Raw genomic sequence first — 19505 nt, forward strand, 5'->3', positions numbered from 1 at the left:
GAAATGCGTTGCCTGTCCTTGCTCAACGCCATCGGCAAGCCTGCCGTTGCGCTCAGTACACGCATGCCTTGTCCTCGATACCGTTGAAGGGCGGGTAAACCCACAGCTGCGGCAGCGACAATGGCCGGCTGAAGTGGTAGCCCTGGGCGATATCGCAGCCGGCAAGCTTCAGGTACACCACCTGTTCACGGGTTTCCACCCCCTCGGCCACCACTTCCAGGCCCAGGCGCTTGGCCAGGATGATGGTGGAGGACACGATCGGGCTGTCGTCATGGCTGTTGGACAGCGCCGCGATCAGCGAACGATCGATCTTCAGCTTGCTCAGGGGCAGTGAATGCAGGTGGGCAAAGCCGGCGTAGCCACGGCCAAAATCGTCCAGACTGATACCCAAACCTGCGCCGCGCAACGTATGCAGGTGCGCCACCGCCGTGCCTTCGGGGTCAAGGATGGTGGTTTCGGTAATTTCCAGCTCCAGCTGCTGGGGCGCGATGCCATGATGCTGCAATTTGCTCAGCAGCCGGTCAGCAAAATCGGCTTGACGCAGCTGCAGGGCGGAGACATTGACTGCCAGCCGTGTCTTGCGGCCTTGGGCATTCCAGCTCGACAAGGCTTCACAGGCCAGCCGAATGACCTCCCAACCCAGTTCGACAATGAAACCACTGCGCTCGGCCAGGCCGATGAAGCGGTCCGGGTACAGCAGGCCGAAATCAGGGTGGTCCCAGCGCACCAGCGCCTCGTAGGCCAGCACCTGGTGGGTGTCCAGGCGCATCTGTGGCTGGTAGTGCAGCACGAACTGGCGTTCGGCCAAGGCACTGCCGAACGCTTGCTCAAGGGTGAAAGCCTGGATATCGGCCAGGTTCAGCGAGGGGTCGAAAAAGCGATACTGCGCGCGTCCAGCCTGCTTGGCCGAGTACATTGCAGCATCGGCACTGCGTATCAGGCTGTCGATGTCCTGGCCATCACGCGGGCAGATGCTCACCCCTACGCTGGGGCTGGTGTTGACCTCTTGGCCATCCAGGGCGTACGCGGCCGACAGTTTCTGCACCAGTTCGTGGACCCAGGCGTTGATCTGCGCCTCGCTGCGCTCGCCGGCCAGCAGCACCACGAATTCGTCGCCGCCAAAGCGCGAAGCCTCGTCGCCGGGCTCCAGCAGGCGCTGGATACGCCCGGCCACAGCCTGTAGCAGCAGGTCACCAATCTTGTGTCCGAGCGAGTCGTTGATCGACTTGAAACGGTCCATGTCGATGAACAGGATCGCCATCAGTCGGCGCTTGCCACGTTGCCGAGTCAGCGCCTGGCTGGCCACTTCGACGAACTGGCGGCGGTTGTGCAGGCCGCTGAGGTGGTCCGTGGCAGCGGCGTGGCTGCTGCGCCGGTGTTCGTCCTCCAGGCGCACGATCAGTTGCTGATTGACCTGCTGGGCATGTTCCAGCGCGTCGAAGGCCTCCTGGCGCTTGCGCAGCAGGCGCAAGGTCCATAGCAGGCTGGCCAGGATCATCAGGGTCATGCTCAGGTTCAACCAGAACTGCCGGGAATAGGCCAGCGTCGAGGGTGCGAGGATTTCCGCCTGGCGCTGGCTGACCACCACGCTGAAGCCGTGCTCGGGTGCATGGCGGTACAAGCTTTGGTAGGCATCACCCGCTACGTATTGGGTCAGCATGCCCGCTTCGGTGTTTAGCGCCGGCAGCGGTGGCTGCAATAGGTCGCCCGCAGTCACCACGCCGCTGTTGTCGATGCGCAGCCGCTCCAGGCCGTCATCCTGCAGCAGACGCACCAGGCCACTGTTGCCCAGGTCGATAGGCTGGAACAGCACCGCCAGGTAGCCGACGTCCAATTGCACCAGCAAAAGGTTGTCGATTTCCCGGCCGGTCGAATTGGTCAACGGCAGCAGGAAGGGCAGGCGCCCAGTGGGCGGGGCAGCGTTTTGGCTGACAGGCTGAATGCTCGGCAGGAAAGGTTTGAAACCGTAGCGGTCAATGTGCCGCTGCAGTTGGTGCAACCAGTCTGCCGGCAACTCGGCGGCCTCATCGGTGTGGCTGGCCGCTAGCAGCCAGCCTTGTCGGTCGTACAGGCTCAAGCGCTTGAACACTGGGTCTGCGGCCAGGCTGGGTACCAGGCTGAAGTTGCCTTGGCGCAGCGCTTTCATGTCGTCCTGGGTAACACGACCCACCGCCTGGGCGCGGTCGACAAGCTGTCGCAGGTTTTCGCCCACGATGCTGGCCAGGTTCAGGTGCTCGACGGCCTTGGCCGACAGTGCACCCTGTCGGGCGGTGGCTTTCTGCGTGACGTGCAGCCCCCAGAGAAAGGCCAGGGTCGCTGCACAGAGCATCAGGATCAGCAGTCGCAGAAGGCTGGAGGAGGAAAGCGAACGGCGAATCACTGCTGATAGTTCCCGACCCTGGGTAATGCTCGGAAAATACGACAATAAGATGACAGCCTGATGACTGGTGGCCAATAGCCTTTAGGGGATTTCCCTATTAGCCATGGGTGTTTGCAAGCGAGCCGTTTCCTCTTCGAGGTAGCTCATCACTGCGCTGACTTCGGCATCGCCCAAGCGCATGTTGGGCATGGCCAGGCGGTTGTATTGTTCGAACAGCAGCATGGCCAAGGGGTCTTTTTCGGCCAGCATCTGGTCGGGCACCTTGAGCCAGCGGGCCAGCCAGTTGGCGTCACGCTGACGGGTCACGCCCAGCAGGTCGGGGCCGATGCCTGGCTGGCCTGGCTCGGTGTTGCCCACGGTATGGCAGGACGAGCAGCGGGTACGGAATATCTGCTCGCCGCTGCTGGGTGAGCGGATTTGCGGAGCCTGAGCGTAGTCATTGCTCATGGCGCTGGCCTGCTTCCAGTTGTGCAGGCTGTTGCCCAGGCGGTCGGCAAGGATGTACGGGCTTTCGAAAGGTGAGGCTTTCATCCAGCGGCCGGTGGCCTGGTTGCCGATGATGAGGCTCAGGTTGTGGTCTTTGGAGCGGCCGTTTTCCAGGCCATCGATCCACAGCCCCAGGCTGCGGCGTAGTTGCTCGATGTCGTCGGGTTCGCCGGTCAGCAAGGTCCAGCCTGGGCCGATGCCGAACTTTTCGGCATAGCGCTTGAGGGTGGCGGGGGTGTCGTTATAAGGGTCGATGCTGATGGAGTAGAGGAAGATGTCTTTGCCGACCCGGTCACCGAGGATTTTCTGTACCTGGCGCAGGCGAGCGGTTTCTACTGGGCAGGAGTCGGAGCAGCCGGTAAAGATGAAGTTGACGGCGACCACCTTGTCCTTGATCAGGTCGTCGAAGAAATGCACTTTTTCGCCGTCCTGAGTGAGCAAGGGGATGTTGGGGAAATAGCTGGCCCCCCAGGGAGAGGCCGCTGCTTCGGCCACCGTTCGTTGGGGTTGCAACGGCCAGAACGGAATGCTGGCGGCGAACAACGCCAGTACCAGCAGGAATCGCCATGAGCTGGGCATGATGCGGTCCTCGTGGGTTGGCTGATGGGGGCCGCATAGCGGCCCCGCTTTGCACTCACTTGTAGGTGACTGGCGCTGTCACCGTCTGGCCCAGCGTCGATTTCACCGTGACCGTCGCTGGCGTGGCCGGGCCAAAGCCGGTGGTGGTCACCGCTACCCGCCAACGGGCCCCCGTAGTCGTGGCAGTCAGCGTCGCGTTCCCCAGGCTTACCGGACCACCGGTGGTTGCTGCAGTCACGCTGATGCTGTTGCCCGTGGCCACCGTGGTTGTCCCCTGCACATCCCAGGTGAACCGGTTGCCGCTACGCAGTTGCACTGTGGCACTGGTGACCTTGAGCTCGTCGGCCGCCACTGCTGGGGTGACGGCGATGCTGACCGTGGCCGGGGTCACCGACTCGGCCCCCTTGGTATCACGCGCCGTGTAATTGAAGCTGGCCGTGAACGGCGTGGCGACCGTAGCGGGTGGGTTGTACGTCACGGTGGTGCCGTCTGTGCTGACGGCTCCCTGGCCGGAGTCTGGCTGGCTGAGGCCGGTGACCGTGAGCGGTACGTTGCCGTCCGGGTCGCTGTCGTTGGCCAGCACGTTCAGGGTGATCGCCTTGCCTGCAGTCGTTGCGGCACTGTCATTGGCCACGACAGGTGGTTTGTTGGCCGGGTCGTCATTGTCGTTATCGGTTTTGGTGCGGAACGTTGGCAGGCCTACCGAGGCCATGTAGCGCACGCCGTCCCATCCTGGCAGCGGGGTGGGCATCACCTGGAACTGCCCCGGATGTTCAATGTCCCAGCGCAGCAGCATCGAAGAGTCCTCGTGCTGGGTGTTGTGGCAGTGCTCCATGTAGGTGCCGGCGAACTCGCGGAAGCGGATGGCCATTTCCACCTCTTCGGACGAATCAGGTTCCGACCCGATACGGTACACATCCTTGCGCGCCCATTTTTCCCATTCTGGCGGGGCCTTGCCGTCGCGGCTAAGAATCACGCCTTCCTCGAAGTGCACGTGTACCGGGTGGCTCCAGCCATTGCCGCCGTTGACGATCTTCCACACTTCCAGGGTGCCGTCGCCGCTAAAACCACCGTCGGTGGACTGGTTGGCCAATTGCGGCGCGGCACTGATGCGGCGCGGGTCCATGCTGTAGCCAAAGCCGCCGTCGGTCTTGATGGTCCACGGGGTGGTGTCCGTGCCGTCAGAGCGGCCAAAGATGAACTCGCGGTGGCGGGCATCCTTGAGTTTGGCCTGGTCGGCTGCGGCGTCGCGGTCAATGGGCAGGGGCAGCATTTTCAGGCCTGCAGCCTTGCCTGGCTTGGCCGGCTCATAGGCTACCGGGTCCATGCTCAGGTCCTGGCCGGTGTACGGTTGCACCCACAGTTGCAGAAACTTGCCGACAGCCGGGTCGCCGTTGTCCCACTGCGGGCCTTTGCTGGTCTGCTTGATTACTGCCTTGTATTTTTCCGACAGCACGTCGGCCAACGGGATAGCTTGCTTCGGACCTTTGCCGGAGTCGTGCTCCATCAGGTTGACGAAGTACAGCTTGTCGCCGGCCTTGATGCCGTTCTTGGCGAAGTTGATGATGATGTCGTAGCGCTCGGCAATGGCCTGCAACGGCAAGACGCCGTTGTTGTCTTGCAGGTTGCCGTCACCATTGAGGTCCATCGTGCCGTCGAATGGCACCGCGTGTTCCATGATGTTGCCGTCGTTGGCGATCATGTGGAACGGCACCCGCGCATACGACAGGTTGGAGCCGGACGGGCCTTTGAACTCACCACTGGTACCGGCAATCTCCCGCACCACGGCGAACTTGAAGTAGCGCGACACCGAGCCGTTGAGGAGACGGAAGCGGTAACTGCGCGCACGCACCTTGAGCCTGGGCTTGTACTGCCAGTTGACCAGAATCTGGTCAGCGAGGAAGCCGTCCGTGTTGAACGGGTTGAACCACAGCTGGCCATTGGCATCCCAGGCTTTGTCGGCAACCACCAGGTTGACGTCATAGTCACGGTTCCCCCAAGGCATGGCTGACCCGCTTGGGAAGCGCAGGTTGACACCGTCCTGCAGGGCCTCGTTGCCGCGGTCCAGGGCGCTGTAGTAGTTCATCATCACGGCGTTGCCCTTGTAGACGTTCTGCGCCGTGAAATCCATCATGTGGTCGTGGAACCAGTGGGTACTCATGGTTTCGCGCCAGTCGCCACGAATCTTGATACTGCCGTTCTCGCAGGTTTTCAGGCCCGGTGAACCATCGTTGACGAACAAGGTTTCACCCGGCGAGCAGGGGAAAGCGGCACGCGGGTCCTGGGCACGGGTGTTGATGGTGTCGTAGCCGGCCAGCTGCACCGGCCAGCGGTAGTCGTAGTACTGGCCGGGGAAGAAGTACGCGTTGGCAAAGCCGTCGCTTTCAGCCGGCGAGTGGCCGTTGTGCTCGTGGGTCGAGATGGTATGCAGGCCAAAGCCACCGTTGGCCGAGGGGTCAATCGGCAGGGCATTGTAATGGCGCATCAGAATTGGCTGGCCGTAGCGCACCATCAGCAGCTTGGGCGGGAAAGTGCCGTCGAAGGTCCAGAGCGATTTGTGGTTTTGCAGCGGCATGTTCGGATGGAAGCGTGTGTCGATGCCCTTGGTGGTGCCCAGCGTGGTCGGAATGTCGGAGGTCTGGTAGTACAGGCCGCCCGGGGCAAATTCACCGACGGCATAGTTGTGCAGTTGCTTACGGTCGCGCAGGCCGAGGTTGATGCGCGCACCGGCCTGGGCGGTCTTGAACGCTGCCTGCGGGTAAAACTCGTTCCAGCGCTGGTGCGACCAGCCTTTTCCTGGTGGCCGGCCTTCAGCGGGCGAGCCGACCGGCTGGCGGTTGAGGAACATCTCGATCTGCGCCTTCCATGGGTTGCGGTCCAGCACGTTGGCGTACTGGGTCGGAAACGGGTACAGGCCGGGTTGCTTGAGGAACGCTTCCAGTGCGTTGCCACTGGGGCCGCTGCGTGCCACCACGTTGGGGTCTTGGGCGGGGGCCGCGCCGAGGGTCGGTACCGGGAAGGTCAGATCGGGCACCGGCGTGGTCGGGTCGAGCTTCTCTGGTCCGAATTCTTCGAACAGCAACAGTTGCTGGGTGAAAGGTTGCGCACCGAACAACGGGCTGGGTTTGCCGTTGGTAGGGTACTTGTCCGACGTTTGCAGGGCAGGCGGCAGCACGTTGTCGGTGCGTACCGTGTTGCGGTCGCCATACATGCCATCGGTCAGCTCCAGCGAGCCTTCGTTGGCCTCCGGCATGGTGTTCAGCTCAAGCAAGGTAGCGGTCGGGTCGTCCGGCTGGTCGGTGTAGGCCGACGGGTCGGTCGGCGGTGGCATGCTGTTGTCGTCGAGGGGGGATGCCATGGCCGTGATCAATCCGAGGCTGATCATCAGTGCCGTGACAGAGGACAGATGGAACACGCGTCTGGACGCGTGACTCGCAGCAGGTGTTTTCATTGGCTTAAGCCTCTTTTGCGGCCTTAGGGCCTTAAGCCATCAATGGCGTTTTGCCCGTTAAATGGCCATCAGCAACAGCTATGCCAACAGATATTTCAGTAATGCTTTGACATACAAAACCTTGCAGTGTCTGGCGTGCACTAAAAGATGGCGCGTCAAGAATGGGGACAGATACCCATTAGCGGGTCACCATTGCCCACCGTTTGGGTAGTGACAGGCGCGGCGCCCTCGGGTATACCTGAGCGCCACCAAGGGGAGCCCGGCAATGGGCTGAGAAACCGCTGAACGCTGCAGCGCGGTGACCCTTCGAACCTGATCCGGATCATGCCGGCGAAGGGATGGGGCTTGTAACCTGCCTTTTTGCCGGCCTCACTGCGAGGCCAGTCCATGCCAACTTTCAAGGTCTCGCTGTCACCCTCATCAAGGACAGCAACATGACCGAACGTTTCAGCCAGTCCCTGCGCCGCCAGAGCGAGCCGACCTGGTCGGCGGCCGTTGGCCACCGTTTCGTGACCCGATTGTGCGACGGCAGCCTGCCGGACCCGATCATGGTCGACTACCTGGTCCAAGACCACCGTTTCCTCGACAGCTTCGTGACCCTGCTAGGCGCGGCCATCGCCACCGCTGACACGTTTGAAGCCCGCCTGCGCTTCGGCCGCTTTACCGGGATGATCTGCAGTGACGAGAACACCTACTTCCTGCGTGCCTTCGAGGCCTTGGGTGTCAGCCCGGCGCAACGCAGTGAACCGGCCGATACCGCGCCTACCGCAGGTTTCAAGGCGATCATGCGCGAAGCGGCAGCCACCCGTTCCTACGCAGCGGCACTGGCGGTGCTGAACGTTGCCGAAGGCCTGTACCTGGACTGGGCGCTCAAGGCGCCGAAACCGATGCCGGACAACTTCGTCCATGCCGAGTGGATTACCCTGCATGACAACCCGGCATTCCAGGCATTCGTCGCTTTCCTGCAGGCCGAACTGGACCGCGTCGGCCCGCAGGAGGCCGCATTGGCAAGTGACTTCTACCAGCGCACCGTGGCGCTGGAGCTGGCTTTCTTCGATGCAGTGTACCCGGAGGGCAAATGAGCATGGATATCTTCGAGCGCCTCAAAGCCGCTGCCACGCCACAATGGAACCGCTACGTAGACCATGACTTCGTGCGTCAGATGGGCGAGGGCACGCTGAGCGAGGAAGCGTTCCGGACCTACCTTGTGCAGGATTACCTGTTCCTGATCCAGTTCGCCCGCGCCTGGGCGCTGGCCGCCTACAAAAGCCGCCGCCCGGCCGACATTCGTGCAGCGCAGGCCGGGCTGTCGGCGATCCTGGATGAAACCGAGCTGCACGTGCGCCTGTGCGCACGCTGGGGCTTGACCCAGGCAGACATCGAGGCCGCGCCAGAGCATCAGGCCACGGTGGCATACACCCGTTATGTGCTGGACTGCGGCGCAGCCGGCGACCTGCTGGAGCTGCATGTGGCACTGGCACCTTGCGTGATCGGCTATGCCGAAATCGGCCGGACCCTGGCCGAGCGCATTGGCGACTTGAGCAATCACCCCTACCGCGAGTGGATTGGCGAGTATGCCGGGGAGGGCTACCAAGGGGTGGCCGCAGCAGCGCGCAAGCACCTGGACGAACTGGCAGCGCGCAGCATGACCGAGCAGCGGTTCGCCGAACTGGCAGGGATTTTTGGCCAGGCCTCCAGCCTGGAGGCTGATTTCTGGCAAATGGGGTTGGACGGGACCGTGTAAACCGCCGTGGGCTGGGTGATTACTACCCAGCCCAGGCCCGCTTTGGTGCATGAGCGCCTCAAAATAAGTCGTCCCGCACACTCCAGATCGTCAGATCGCAGCTTTAATGTGCACAGTGCATATGGATTTCTGGGCGAGCAGCCCGATTTCTTCCGGGTGGCGGCGCAGGAAAAAGCGGCCCGCATATTGCTCTTTCCGCTCCCAACTACACACCCGGAGCCCCGTGCAATGAGCTCACCCAGCGAATTTCCACTCAGCGAAGCCCCCCAGTCCGCCCGCAAGGGCCTGCTGCCGATCGCGATGGTCTTGTTCAGCTTCACCTTCTTTACCGGCACGATGTTCGCCGGCGGCAAGCTGGGCATGGCATTCAGTTTTGTCGACATGCTGTGGGTAGCGACCCTCGGCAACAGTTTGCTTGCCTTGTATGCCGCAGTGCTGGCCTTCATCGCCTCACGCAGCGGGCTGAATACCGTGTTGATGGGGCGCTTCTGTTTTGGTGAAGCGGGGAGCCGGCTCTCGGACTTTCTGCTGGGTTTTGCCGAACTGGGCTGGTATGCCTGGGGTACGGCCACGGTGGCCATCGTGCTGGTCAAGCTGCTGGGGCTGGCGGATGGTTTCGGCATGCCGTTGATGGTGCTGTTCGGGCTGGGTTTCAGCATTACGGCCATCATCGGGTTCAAGGGGCTGGACCTGTTGTCGCGGGTGTCGGTGCCATTGATGTTCGTGCTGCTGTTGGTGTCCATGTACATCGCCACCCGCGATGCCGGTGGCTTTGCCGGCCTGGCTGCAGTCGTCCCACATGAAACCATGACCTTTTCGGCGGCAGTGACCATGGTCTTCGGCACCTTCGCCAGTGGCGCCACCCAAGCCACCAACTGGACACGGCTGGCACGCAGTGGCCGGGTAGCGGTGATCGCCAGCGTGGTGGCATTCCTCCTTGGCAACGGCCTGATGGTGGTGGCCGGGGCGTGGTGCGCGATGGTTTATCAGCAGGCCGATATCGTCGACGTGATGATGCTGCAGGGCCTGTCGTTCGCGGCCGTGGTGATGCTGTGCCTGAACCTGTGGACCATTCAGGGTCCGACCATCTACAACGTGTCGGCCGCCGCCTGCCACTTGTTGCGCAGCGAGCGCCGGCGCACGGCAACGCTGGTGGCGGCCGGGGTTGGCATTGTGCTGGCGATGGGTGGCATGTACGAAATGCTGATCCCGTTCCTGGTGCTGCTGGGGTCGATCATTCCGCCGGTGGGTGGGGTGATCATGGCTGATTTCTGGTACCGCCACCGCGGCAAATACCCGGCACTGGGTACGGCACACCTGCCACGCTACAACCTCACCGGGCTGTTTGCCTATGCCGTGGGCGCAGTACTGGCCTATGCCTCACCGTGGGTCGCGCCGCTGGTGGGCATCGCCGCCTCGGCAGTGTGCTACATCGTCATTCTAGAGCTGGGCGCACGCCGCCGCGCGCCCGGCCAGGCGGGCGTCGAGCCGTGAGCCTGGCGCTGGACGAGCTCCTGCATTTGCCCGGTCTGCACGAAATGCAGGTGCGGGCCGGCGCGCGCAACCTGCAGCGGCGGGTACGCTGGCCTTACGTGGCGGAGAACGAGGGTATCGCCGAATGGGTGATGGGCGGTGAACTGGTATTCGTCACCGGCATCAATCACCCGCGCGGCGAAGCCAACCTGCTGAGCCTGGTGGAGGATGGCGAGGCCGTGGGCATTGCCGGCATGGTGATTCTCACCGGCGGCAGTTTCATCCAGAGCATCCCGGCGCCCGTTGTCGCGCGCGCCGAGCAGCTGGGCTTGCCGCTGATCGAACAGCCCTACGCACTGAAGATGGTGGTGGTCACCCACCTGATCGGCACTGCACTGGTACAGATGAGCCAGGCGCGCCGCTCGCGTAACGACATCCTTGGGCAACTGCTCACAGGCGACTACCCAAGCCTGGCGATTGCCCGGCAGCGGGCAGCACACCTGCAACTGGCCCTGGATAAACCGCGGCGCCTGCTGGCGTTGCGCCTGACGGGCGTGGACGCCTTGTTCGAGCGCCAAGGGCTGGCCCACGGCGAGCGTACCTGGCAAGCCACCCGGCAGGCCCTGGAAGACCAGCTCGAAGCCTGGTGCCGCCAGCGGCCCGGCAGTGTGACGGCGCAGTTGCCGGGCGACCTGTTCGTGGTGCTGCTGGCCGATACACACGACTTACCCGAGACCTTGGGCGCGCTGTACCGGCAGCTGCAAGCCGCGACAGGTGAACTGGGCCTCTACATGGGCCTGTCGAGCCTCGCTGACGATTGCGCGCACTACCGCCAGGCCCTCAACGAGGCACGCCAGGCGCTGGATGTGGCGCAGCATCTGCGCCCGGCCAACGGTTATTGCAACTTCAGCGAGCTCGGCGTGTTGCGCCTACTGCAAGGTATTGTCGACCGCTCGCTGGTTGACGATTTCGTCAGCCGCACCCTCGGCCCGCTGATCGCCCCTGGGCGCAAACACGCCCATGCTTTGGTGCATACCCTCGACGCCTTGCTCATGGAAAATGGCAACGGGCTCAAGGCCGCACAGCGTCTGGGGCTGCACCGCAACACGATCAATCAGCGCATCCAGCGCATCGAACAACTGAGCGGGCAGTCGCTGGACGACCCGCTTTTTCGCATGAATGCTTCGGTCGCCATGCTGGTATGGCGCATGAGCGAAGCCCACGGCAAGGAGTAACAGCATGAACATCATCAACGCACGCCTGCGCGGCAAGCCTGGCCTGTTCCGCGTCGAACTGAACGGCGAGCGCATTGCCGCCATCGTGCCCCAGACCGACGTCGTGGCGCCCGCTACGGGCAATGACCTGGACGCCGGGCAAAACCTGGTGGTCGCGCCCTTTGTCGAGCCGCACATTCACCTAGATGCCACGCTGACCGCAGGTGAGCCGAAGTGGAACATGAGCGGCACGTTGTTCGAAGGCATCGAGCGCTGGTCGGAGCGCAAGGAAATCACCACCCACGACGACATCAAGACCCGTGCGAAAAAAACCATCGGCATGCTGGTGGACCACGGTATCCAGCATGTGCGCACCCATGTCGATGTGACCGACCCGAAACTCACCGCGCTCAAGGCCATGGTCGAGGTGCGTGACGAAGTGCGGGAGCTGATCGACCTGCAGATTGTCGCCTTCCCGCAGGAGGGCATCGAGTCGTACGCCAACGGCCGGGCGCTGATGACTGAAGCCGTGGCGATTGGTGCCGACGTCGTCGGCGGCATTCCGCATTTCGAAAATACCCGCGACCAGGGGGTATCGTCGGTGAAGTTCCTGATGGACCTGGCCGAGCGCACCGGCTGCCTGGTGGACGTGCACTGCGACGAGACCGACGACCCGCAATCACGCTTCCTCGAAGTGTTGGCCGAAGAAGCGCGGGTACGCGGTATGGGGGCCCGGGTCACGGCCAGCCACACCGTGGCCATGGGCTCGTATGACAATGCGTATTGCTACAAGCTGTTCCGCCTGCTCAAGCTGTCGGGCATCAACTTCGTGTCGTGCCCGACCGAGAGCATTCACCTGCAAGGGCGCTTCGACAACTACCCGAAGCGTCGTGGCGTGACCCGCGTGGCCGAGATCGACCGCGCCGGCATGAACGTGTGCTTCGGCCAGGACTCCATCGTCGACCCGTGGTACCCACTGGGCAATGGCAATATCCTGCGCATTCTCGAAGCCGGCCTGCACATCTGTCACATGCTTGGCTATGAAGACCTGCAGCGCTGCCTGGACCTGATTACCGACAACAGCGCCCGCACACTGAACCTGGGCGAGCGCTATGGCATCGAGGTGGGTCGGCCGGCGAACCTGTTGCTGCTGTCGGCGCCGGATGATTACGAGATGGTGCGCAGCCAGGGGCACGCGTTGGTATCGGTACGCAATGGCAAGGTGCTGATGCAGCGCACGCCAGCGCAGGTGCAACGTTTGCACTGACGCTGTTGTCGCCTCAGGTGCACAGGGCTGCCAGGGCGTAGCTTGCGACTTGTGCATCCTGCACTGCCACACCGGTCAGGTCCGCCAAGGTAATCTGGCTGTCGTGCTCACGCCCCTTGGCACGGCCAGCCAGCAGCGTACCCAGCTCGATCAGCAGGTGAGCGTCGATCTGGCCACTGCCGAGGGCATGGGCCACTTCGCCGTACTGGCTGCACTGCGCGATGGCGTCGACGATGATACGGTCTGCTCTTGCCACCAGTGCCGGGTCCAGTTCCTGCTTGCCGGGCGCATCGGCACCGACGGCGGTGATATGCGTGCCCGGCTGGACCCAATCGCTGTGCAACAGCGCCTGGCGAGAAGGCGTGGTGCAGACGATCAGGTTTGCCGCGCCCGCAACCTCGGCAGCATCCTGCGTGCTGTGCACTGCGAAGCCCAGCTCGCGGGCAAATGCCGTATAGGCCGCAAGCCCGCGTTCATGCCGACCCCAGACAATCACCTGGCGACAATCAGTAACAGCGCGAAGCTGCTCAAGCTGCATCTGCGCCTGCATGCCGGTGCCGAGGATGCCAATGGCCTTGACCTGGGCCGGCGCCAGCAGCCGGGCGGCGATACGCCCGGCCAATGCGGTGCGCATGGCAGTCAGCCAGCCTTGGTCCTGCAGCAGTGCCAGCGGCTGACCGGTGTGTGCAGACAACACAAGCATCAAGCCATCATTGCTCGGCAGGCCCTTGGACGGGTTGTCGTAGAAGCCTGTCGAAAGCTTGACGGTGAAGGTCGGGCTGCCTTCGATGTAGGCCGACTTCACGCAACAGTCACCGTTCGCGCCCTTGAATGCGAAGCCCTGCACGGGCGGCACCTGCACCTTGCCTTCGGAGTAGGCGATGAAGCCTTCCTCCAGTTGGCTGACCGCGAGCTCGGGGTTGAAGCGAGCGATGATCTGCGCCTTGCTGAAGACCCTCATTGAACGGCCTCGAGGAACTTCTCCAGCAGGATGTTACGGCCACACAGGATCACCGCGACACGCTTGCCCTGATAGCGTTCGGCGAGCTTCTGCATGCCGGCGACCGCAACCGCTGCAGCGCCTTCGATGATCCAGCGCTCACTGCTGGCGATGTCGCGCATGGCGCAGCGGATTTCGTCCTCGCTGACCAGCACGGTATCGGTGAGCAGCGCCTGGCAAAGCGGGAAGGTGATGGAGCCTGGCTCGACGCCGCCAGCCGTGCCGTCCGACAGCGTTTCGCAGGCATCCAATTCGATGATTTCACCGGCCTTGAGTGATTGCTGCAGGGTTGGGTCATTTGCCGGCCAGCAGCCGATGATCTCAGTGCCCGGCTTGAGGACGCGCAGGGCGGCGCCGATACCGGAAATCATCCCGCCACCGCCCACGGCGACGAACACCGCGTCCAGGTCTGGCGCCTGCTCGAACAACTCCACGCCTATGGTGCCCTGGCCGGCAATGACTTGCAGGTCGTTGTAAGGTGACACGAAAGGTACGCCCTGGGCCTTGGCTTGCCTGGCGGCTTCCAGCTCTGCACTCAGCGGGTCGGTGGGCAGGCAGACCACTTCGGCGCCCAGCGCGCGCATTGCCTCTGTTTTGTATGCCGATGCGCCCGTGGTGGTGTAGACCTTCACTGGCACGCCCGCCATCTTGCCGGCCAGGGCCAGGGCCTGCCCGTGGTTACCGGATGAGGCGGCTATCACCCCCTGCTTGCGCGCCTCGGCCGGCAGCAGGCGCATCTTGTTGCTGGCACCGCGAAACTTGAATGAACCGGTGTGCTGCAGGTGTTCGCATTTGAGCAGCACTTCACAGCCGGTCAGTGCCGACAAACGAGCGCTGTGCAAGAGCGGGGTAATGCTGACGGCCGGGCGGAGCGCCGCATGGGCGTCCTGAATGTTTTGGTGCAATGTATCAAGGAACTGGGCATCAACGGACGGGGTGGCTGGCATGACGGGTCCTTGCAGGCGTATGGATAATTTGTCCACCATAGAATAATATTCCACCAACAGCAAGAGCGTGTGCCTACAGCCAGGCAATACCGCCTAGGCCCTGACTTCCTTCAGGTATTTGTACACGGTGGCCCGCCCCATGCTGAGGACGTTGGCAACGTAATCGGCGCCGCTGCGCCCCTCGAATGCACCCTCGGCATGCAAGGCCAGGACAAGGTTGCGTTTGTCTTTCATCTTCAAGGTCTGCAGCGACAGGTTATGCGCTTGCAGCCACGCTTGCAGGAAGGTGTTGATGCGCTCCTGCCAATCGTTGCGGAACAACGCATCCGGTTGCGGCTCCAGCCGACTCATCTGGAAGAACGCATCCAATGCCACACGCGCCTGTTCCAGCACCGACACGTTCAGATTGATGCACATCAGATACTCGGCTTCGCCTTGCGAATTGTGCAGCACAGCACTGATCGAGCGGACCTTCTGACCGTTCCAGTTGAGCTTCTCGTAGGGACCAAGGTTGGTACCCTTCAAAAGGTCACCCAGTTCTGAACCGAGTGCTGAATCATCGCCGAGCTTGCGATGTGAGAAATTATTGGCGATATGAACGATTGTCTGGCCGCGTATCTCATGAATGACGACTTCCGCGTGGGGGTACAGCAGCAGGGCAATGCTTTCAGCGATTGCCTGGTAATTTTCCAGTGTCATGCATTAGCCAATGATCTATTGAAGATCGCCTATGGTGGCCCTAGAGAATCCTGGGCACAAGACGGAGCTTTACCGGGTCAGGATCAAGTCCTGGCTGCGAGCCGCTCGCCTTGGCCATTGACTGCGTCAGCGGTTTTGCGTGCGCAGCTACCGTCAGCCGTTGGCCGTCAGGCAGCTGCGGGCGATGGTCAAACGTCCAGCACCAACCGGGCGCTGTGGCAGCCCGATACGCAGGGCGTTATCCATTCTCCGCTGTTGCGCTGGGCATCGCTGAGGTACTCGTCGCGGTGATCAAGCTGCCCCTCGATGACCCGGCTGACACAGGCGCCGCAGATACCCATCCCACATGACACGGGTAGCTCCACGCCAGCCCGCGATGCTGCTTGTACCAAACTTTCGCCCGGTTGCACCTCGACCTGGAGACGACTGCGCTGTAGCACCAGCGTGCAGTGACGTTCGACGTGCAAGGTGGGCTCTGCGGCCTGGAAATGTTCGCGATGAAGCGCCGTGGTTGGCCAGCCGCTTGCCAGCGCGACGTGCTCAACACAATCCATGAAACCTGCAGGGCCACAGCAATAGAGGCTTGCGCTGCCGTCCCAGGCCGGCAGGTGTTCCTCCAGGTACCCGGCGATCATCGGGGCGCGCAAGCCTCCATGAACCTCGGTATCCGCATCGAGGTACTGGACAAAGGGCACCTGTTTGGCATCGCGGGTGAAAAACAGCAAGCGCACCGACCGACCTTGCGCTTGGCATTGCCGGTACATGGCGAGCAGTGGCGTGATTCCTATGCCTGCGGCCACCAAGACGACCTGTCCTGTGCCAGGTTGCAGGCGAAAGAGGTTGCGCGGCAGGCCCACCTCCACCCGGGCACCCAGCCGCAGGTGCTCGTGCAGCCATTGCGAGCCGCCGCGGGAGGCTTTTTCGCGCTTGATGCCCAGGTAGACATGACCGTCCTCGGGCAGGCTGACCACTGAGTATTGGCGTACCACGCCATTGCCCAGGCGCAGGTCCACATGAGCACCGGGTGCCCAGTCGAAGGGCAGGGGAGCAGGACCCGACGGGGCCAGTTCCACACCCAGCACGTCTTCGGCTTCGAGGCGTAGGGCCCGCACCTGCAGAGGCGTCCAGCTCATGCGCGTACCCCCGCGGCCTGTTGCAGGCGAAGTACAGCCTGCCGCGCCTGGCTGCCCAGTTCGGCGAGGTCCAAGCCAGGAAGCGCATCGTTTTCCACGCTCAGGCGGCCGCCCACCAGCAATGCCCGCAGCGTCGGACGGCCACCGCCTACCACTGGCGCGATACCCAGATCATGCAGACCGAAGTAGCGGGGTTGATCGAGGCGGTAGATCGCCAAGTCCGCCGCCATGCCGACCTGCAGCGTGCCGATGGCGTCCAGGCCTAGCACCTGGGCGCCACCTGCCGTGCCCCAGCGCACGACGTCCTCCACGGTGGCGACATGCGCACCGCCCTCCAGATCGCCGCCAGCATGGCGGGCCATGGCGCGTTCGCCGGCCTTGGCCCTTTGCATCAGCCAGGCGGCGTGGGTTTCGCTGATCATGTCGCAGGCTTCGTTGGAGGCAGCACCATCCACGCCGATCGAAACCGACATGCCTGCAGCCTCCATGGCAACGATATCTGCGATACCACTGCCAAGCCGGCCATTGCTTTGTGGGCAGTGGGCGATGCCGGTGCCGGTGGCGCCCAGCAGCTGGATTTCTTCGGCGCTCAGCTTGACCAGGTGCGCGAACCACACGTCCGGCCCGAGCCATTCCTGCTCCGCGCAGAACACCACGGGCGAGAGGCCGTGGCGATCATGGACTTCGTTCTGGTACTCCACGGTTTCGCTCAGATGGCTGTGCAGGCGGATGCCCAGGCGGCGTGCGGTGCGGGCGGTCTCCCGCAGGTGCTCGGGCGGCATTGAGTAGGGCGGGCTGGTCGGCGCCATTACCACACGGCGCCAGGCATCATCGGCGGGATCATGGTAGACCTGCACCAAGCGCTGAACATCGTCCAGGTACTGCGTGAGGGTCTCAGGTCCGGCCGTCGCGGGGCCTTCCGCCTGACGTACCTGGGTTGCGCCGCCCCGGCAAAGGACGAAACGCAGTCCCAGGCGCTCGGCTTCTTCGAAGAGGATCTGTGCGCTGTCGAAGGCCATGCCTGGCAAGTACAGGTAATGATGGTCGGCCACCGTGCTGCAGCCGGAACGGGCCAGCTCCACCAGCCCGACCCGTGCGGCCAAGCGAAAACTGTGCTCATCGAACAGCCCGCGATAGCGATAGGGCACGGCCCCCAACCAGGCACCGAGGCTCTGGTCGATGCCAGCGGGAATGCCCTTGAGCAAGGACTGGAACAGATGGTGATGGGTGTTCACCCAGCCTGGATACACCACGCAATCGGTGGCATCGAGCACTTGCTCACCTGGTAACGGTTGCAGCGAGCCCAGGGCGGCGATACGCCCCTGGGTGATACGGATGTCCGGCCCGACATGGCGCGCGGCGCCGCCGCGCAGGCCAGTGAGGATGGCGCTGGCGTTACGGATCAGCCAGCTGTTGCTGTGTTTCATGTTCGTCTCCATAGGCAGTACGGCGTTTTGCATGGAAGTCAGCCCAGTTCGCTTTCGTGCCAGTGGCGCAGGCTCAAGCGCGCCAGCAACGCCATCAGGCTGAACAGCGCCACGCCGGTCAGGGCGATCAACACCAGGGCGGCGAATAGGCGGGGGATGTTGAGCTGGAATCCCGCTTGCAGGATCTGATAGGCCAGGCCCGCACCCGTGCCGCCCGTACCGGCGACGAACTCGGCCACCACCGCGCCGATCAATGCCAAGCCACTGGCGATGCGCAGGCCAGCGAAAAAGCACGGTAAGGCGCTGGGAATGCGCAGGCGCAACAGCACTTGCCAGCGGCTGGCACGGTTCAGGTGGAACAGGTTGAGCAGGCCAGGGTTGACGCTGCGCAGGCCCAGGAAGGTGTTGGCGATGATCGGGAAGATCGCCACCAGCGTGGCGCAGATCACCAACGCCAAGGTCGTGTCGCTGCACCAGATGATGATCAGCGGCGCGATGGCCACCACCGGCGTGACCTGCAGCAGAATCGCGTAGGGAAACAGACTGGCCTCCACGACGCGGCTCTGCACGAATACGAACGCCGCCAGCGTGCCGATGATCACGGCGAGGGCGAATGACAGAAAGGTGATCTTCAGGGTCATCCACAGTGCCCCCAGCAGCATCGGGCCATCGACGACCAGGGTGCGGCCGATATCAGCCGGTGACGGTACCAGGTACACCGGGACTTTCCAGGCGATGCATGCCAGTTGCCAGACGCCGAGCAGCAAGGCGCCAACCAGCAGCGGTGAAGCGATGCGTAGTACAGAAGGGTGGCGTAGCCAGGGAGTAGAGGGTCGGCTCATGATGATGCTCTCAGGAAGGGTCGCCATTGGCCTGGGCCAGGAGTCGGGACAGGTGCGCGCATTGCTCGATGAACGCCGGCGAAGTACGGTATGCCTCGTCGCGTTCCCGTGGGCCGTCGATGATTACATCGGCGATCACTCGACCGGGACGCGCGCCCATCACGACCACCCGCGAAGACAGGTACACCGCCTCGAAGATGCTGTGGGTCACGAATACCACCGTCAGGTCGCGCTGGAGCCAGAGCTGGCGCAGATCGCTATCGAGCTTGTTGCGGGTGAACTCGTCCAGGGCGCCGAAGGGTTCGTCCATCAGCAGCAGATTGGGTTCGGTGGCCAATGCCCGGGCAATGGAGGCGCGCATCTGCATACCGCCGGAGAGCTCCCGCGGGTAAACGTCGCCGAACTTGCCCAGCCCCACCAGTTCCAGGGCGGCTTGCACCTTGGGCTGGCTCTGGGCCTTGGGGGCGCCAGCCAAGTCCAGGGGCAAGCGCACGTTGTCGTGCACTTTGGCCCATGGCATCAGGGTGGCTTCCTGGAACACCATGGCCAAATTGCGCCCCGGTGTGCCTGTGTGGTGGTCCGTACCCGGGGCATCCTTGCCCCACCAGCGCACATGGCCGGCGGAGGGCTGTTCGAGCCCGGCGAACATTTTCAGCAGGGTGCTTTTGCCACACCCCGATGGGCCCAAGAGCGAGACGAACTCGCCGCGTTCGATCGCCAGTTTCACGCGGCTCAAGGCATGGGTGCCATTGCTGTAGGTTTTTTCCACCTGATTGGCGAACAAAGGGGTGTCCACACCGATGGTGTTCGGCAGGGCCTGCGGCTGGACGCCGGCCTTGGATAGGGTCTGCATCAACATAGCG

At 63.1% G+C, this 19505-nt stretch carries 15 protein-coding genes and 1 riboswitch; of the genes, 5 read left to right on the forward strand and 10 right to left on the reverse strand.

Annotation, left to right across the window (positions count from 1 at the left end):
• Nucleotides 1–52: 52 nt before the first annotated feature.
• From AA098_RS13875 to AA098_RS13885, 3 genes are all read right to left on the reverse strand, one after another.
• On the reverse strand, nucleotides 53–2380 hold the full coding sequence (locus AA098_RS13875; protein WP_004576265.1) for a bifunctional diguanylate cyclase/phosphodiesterase: 2328 nt from the start codon (nucleotides 2378–2380) through the stop codon (nucleotides 53–55).
• Nucleotides 2381–2461: 81 nt separating this feature from the next.
• Nucleotides 2462–3445 carry an SCO family protein gene (locus AA098_RS13880; RefSeq protein WP_064614419.1) on the reverse strand — a complete coding sequence of 328 codons (984 nt, stop codon included), beginning with the start codon at nucleotides 3443–3445 and terminating at the stop codon, nucleotides 2462–2464.
• Between the two features lie 55 nt (nucleotides 3446–3500).
• Complete coding sequence (locus AA098_RS13885; RefSeq protein WP_064614421.1) at nucleotides 3501–6896, reverse strand: Ig-like domain-containing protein; 3396 nt, start codon at nucleotides 6894–6896, stop codon at nucleotides 3501–3503.
• A gap of 241 nt (nucleotides 6897–7137) precedes the next feature.
• A riboswitch (TPP riboswitch) is annotated at nucleotides 7138–7252 on the forward strand.
• Nucleotides 7253–7330: 78 nt separating this feature from the next.
• Here AA098_RS13885 and AA098_RS13890 point away from each other — a divergent pair.
• From AA098_RS13890 to codA, 5 genes are all read left to right on the forward strand, one after another.
• Entirely contained in the window at nucleotides 7331–7978 is a 648-nt protein-coding gene (locus AA098_RS13890) for a TenA family protein (protein WP_060537357.1), read from the forward strand.
• Nucleotides 7975–8640, forward strand: coding sequence for a thiaminase II (tenA, locus tag AA098_RS13895; RefSeq protein ID WP_064614423.1), 666 nt, complete (start codon nucleotides 7975–7977; stop codon nucleotides 8638–8640). Before AA098_RS13890 ends, tenA begins: the two co-directional genes overlap by 4 nt.
• Nucleotides 8641–8868: 228 nt before the next feature.
• Nucleotides 8869–10134 (forward strand): cytosine permease, encoded by a 1266-nt coding sequence (gene codB, locus AA098_RS13900; protein WP_004576261.1) that lies wholly within the window; start codon nucleotides 8869–8871, stop codon nucleotides 10132–10134.
• Nucleotides 10131–11348 carry a PucR family transcriptional regulator gene (locus tag AA098_RS13905; protein ID WP_064614424.1) on the forward strand — a complete coding sequence of 406 codons (1218 nt, stop codon included), beginning with the start codon at nucleotides 10131–10133 and terminating at the stop codon, nucleotides 11346–11348. The genes codB and AA098_RS13905 overlap by 4 nt, the downstream gene beginning before the upstream one ends.
• Before the next feature lie 4 nt (nucleotides 11349–11352).
• Complete coding sequence (gene codA, locus AA098_RS13910; protein ID WP_054888326.1) at nucleotides 11353–12594, forward strand: cytosine deaminase; 1242 nt, start codon at nucleotides 11353–11355, stop codon at nucleotides 12592–12594.
• Nucleotides 12595–12607: 13 nt separating this feature from the next.
• Here the strand turns inward: codA and AA098_RS13915 are convergent, their stop codons facing one another.
• The 7 genes from AA098_RS13915 to AA098_RS13945 form a co-directional block, all read right to left on the reverse strand.
• Complete coding sequence (locus AA098_RS13915) at nucleotides 12608–13555, reverse strand: ornithine cyclodeaminase family protein (RefSeq protein ID WP_064614426.1); 948 nt, start codon at nucleotides 13553–13555, stop codon at nucleotides 12608–12610.
• Entirely contained in the window at nucleotides 13552–14541 is a 990-nt protein-coding gene (locus AA098_RS13920; RefSeq protein WP_004576258.1) for a threonine/serine dehydratase, read from the reverse strand. The genes AA098_RS13915 and AA098_RS13920 overlap by 4 nt, the downstream gene beginning before the upstream one ends.
• Before the next feature lie 93 nt (nucleotides 14542–14634).
• Nucleotides 14635–15240 (reverse strand): transcriptional regulator, encoded by a 606-nt coding sequence (locus tag AA098_RS13925; protein ID WP_004374393.1) that lies wholly within the window; start codon nucleotides 15238–15240, stop codon nucleotides 14635–14637.
• Nucleotides 15241–15428: 188 nt separating this feature from the next.
• Entirely contained in the window at nucleotides 15429–16373 is a 945-nt protein-coding gene (locus tag AA098_RS13930; protein WP_004374395.1) for a PDR/VanB family oxidoreductase, read from the reverse strand.
• On the reverse strand, nucleotides 16370–17800 hold the full coding sequence (locus tag AA098_RS13935) for an amidohydrolase family protein (RefSeq protein WP_004576256.1): 1431 nt from the start codon (nucleotides 17798–17800) through the stop codon (nucleotides 16370–16372). The genes AA098_RS13930 and AA098_RS13935 overlap by 4 nt, the downstream gene beginning before the upstream one ends.
• Nucleotides 17801–17838: 38 nt before the next feature.
• The gene (locus AA098_RS13940) at nucleotides 17839–18567 is read right to left on the reverse strand and encodes an ABC transporter permease (protein ID WP_064614428.1); all 729 of its coding nucleotides are present in this window, start codon (nucleotides 18565–18567) and stop codon (nucleotides 17839–17841) included.
• Between the two features lie 85 nt (nucleotides 18568–18652).
• Nucleotides 18653–19501 carry an ABC transporter ATP-binding protein gene (locus tag AA098_RS13945; RefSeq protein ID WP_082916895.1) on the reverse strand — a complete coding sequence of 283 codons (849 nt, stop codon included), beginning with the start codon at nucleotides 19499–19501 and terminating at the stop codon, nucleotides 18653–18655.
• Nucleotides 19502–19505 lie beyond the last annotated feature (4 nt).

It is taken from the genome of Pseudomonas sp. JY-Q, assembly GCF_001655295.1.
GTDB lineage: Bacteria > Pseudomonadota > Gammaproteobacteria > Pseudomonadales > Pseudomonadaceae > Aquipseudomonas > Aquipseudomonas alloputida.

Coding starts and splice junctions, on each gene's coding strand:
- AA098_RS13920 (WP_004576258.1), bottom strand. CDS start 14,541: ATGCCAGCCACCCCGTCCGTTGATGCCCAGTTCCTTGATACATTGCAC.
- codB (WP_004576261.1), top strand. CDS start 8,869: ATGAGCTCACCCAGCGAATTTCCACTCAGCGAAGCCCCCCAGTCCGCC.
- tenA (WP_064614423.1), top strand. CDS start 7,975: ATGAGCATGGATATCTTCGAGCGCCTCAAAGCCGCTGCCACGCCACAA.
- AA098_RS13890 (WP_060537357.1), top strand. CDS start 7,331: ATGACCGAACGTTTCAGCCAGTCCCTGCGCCGCCAGAGCGAGCCGACC.
- AA098_RS13885 (WP_064614421.1), bottom strand. CDS start 6,896: ATGAAAACACCTGCTGCGAGTCACGCGTCCAGACGCGTGTTCCATCTG.
- AA098_RS13930 (WP_004374395.1), bottom strand. CDS start 16,373: ATGAGCTGGACGCCTCTGCAGGTGCGGGCCCTACGCCTCGAAGCCGAA.
- AA098_RS13915 (WP_064614426.1), bottom strand. CDS start 13,555: ATGAGGGTCTTCAGCAAGGCGCAGATCATCGCTCGCTTCAACCCCGAG.
- codA (WP_054888326.1), top strand. CDS start 11,353: ATGAACATCATCAACGCACGCCTGCGCGGCAAGCCTGGCCTGTTCCGC.
- AA098_RS13925 (WP_004374393.1), bottom strand. CDS start 15,240: ATGACACTGGAAAATTACCAGGCAATCGCTGAAAGCATTGCCCTGCTG.
- AA098_RS13880 (WP_064614419.1), bottom strand. CDS start 3,445: ATGCCCAGCTCATGGCGATTCCTGCTGGTACTGGCGTTGTTCGCCGCC.
- AA098_RS13945 (WP_082916895.1), bottom strand. CDS start 19,501: ATGTTGATGCAGACCCTATCCAAGGCCGGCGTCCAGCCGCAGGCCCTG.
- AA098_RS13935 (WP_004576256.1), bottom strand. CDS start 17,800: ATGAAACACAGCAACAGCTGGCTGATCCGTAACGCCAGCGCCATCCTC.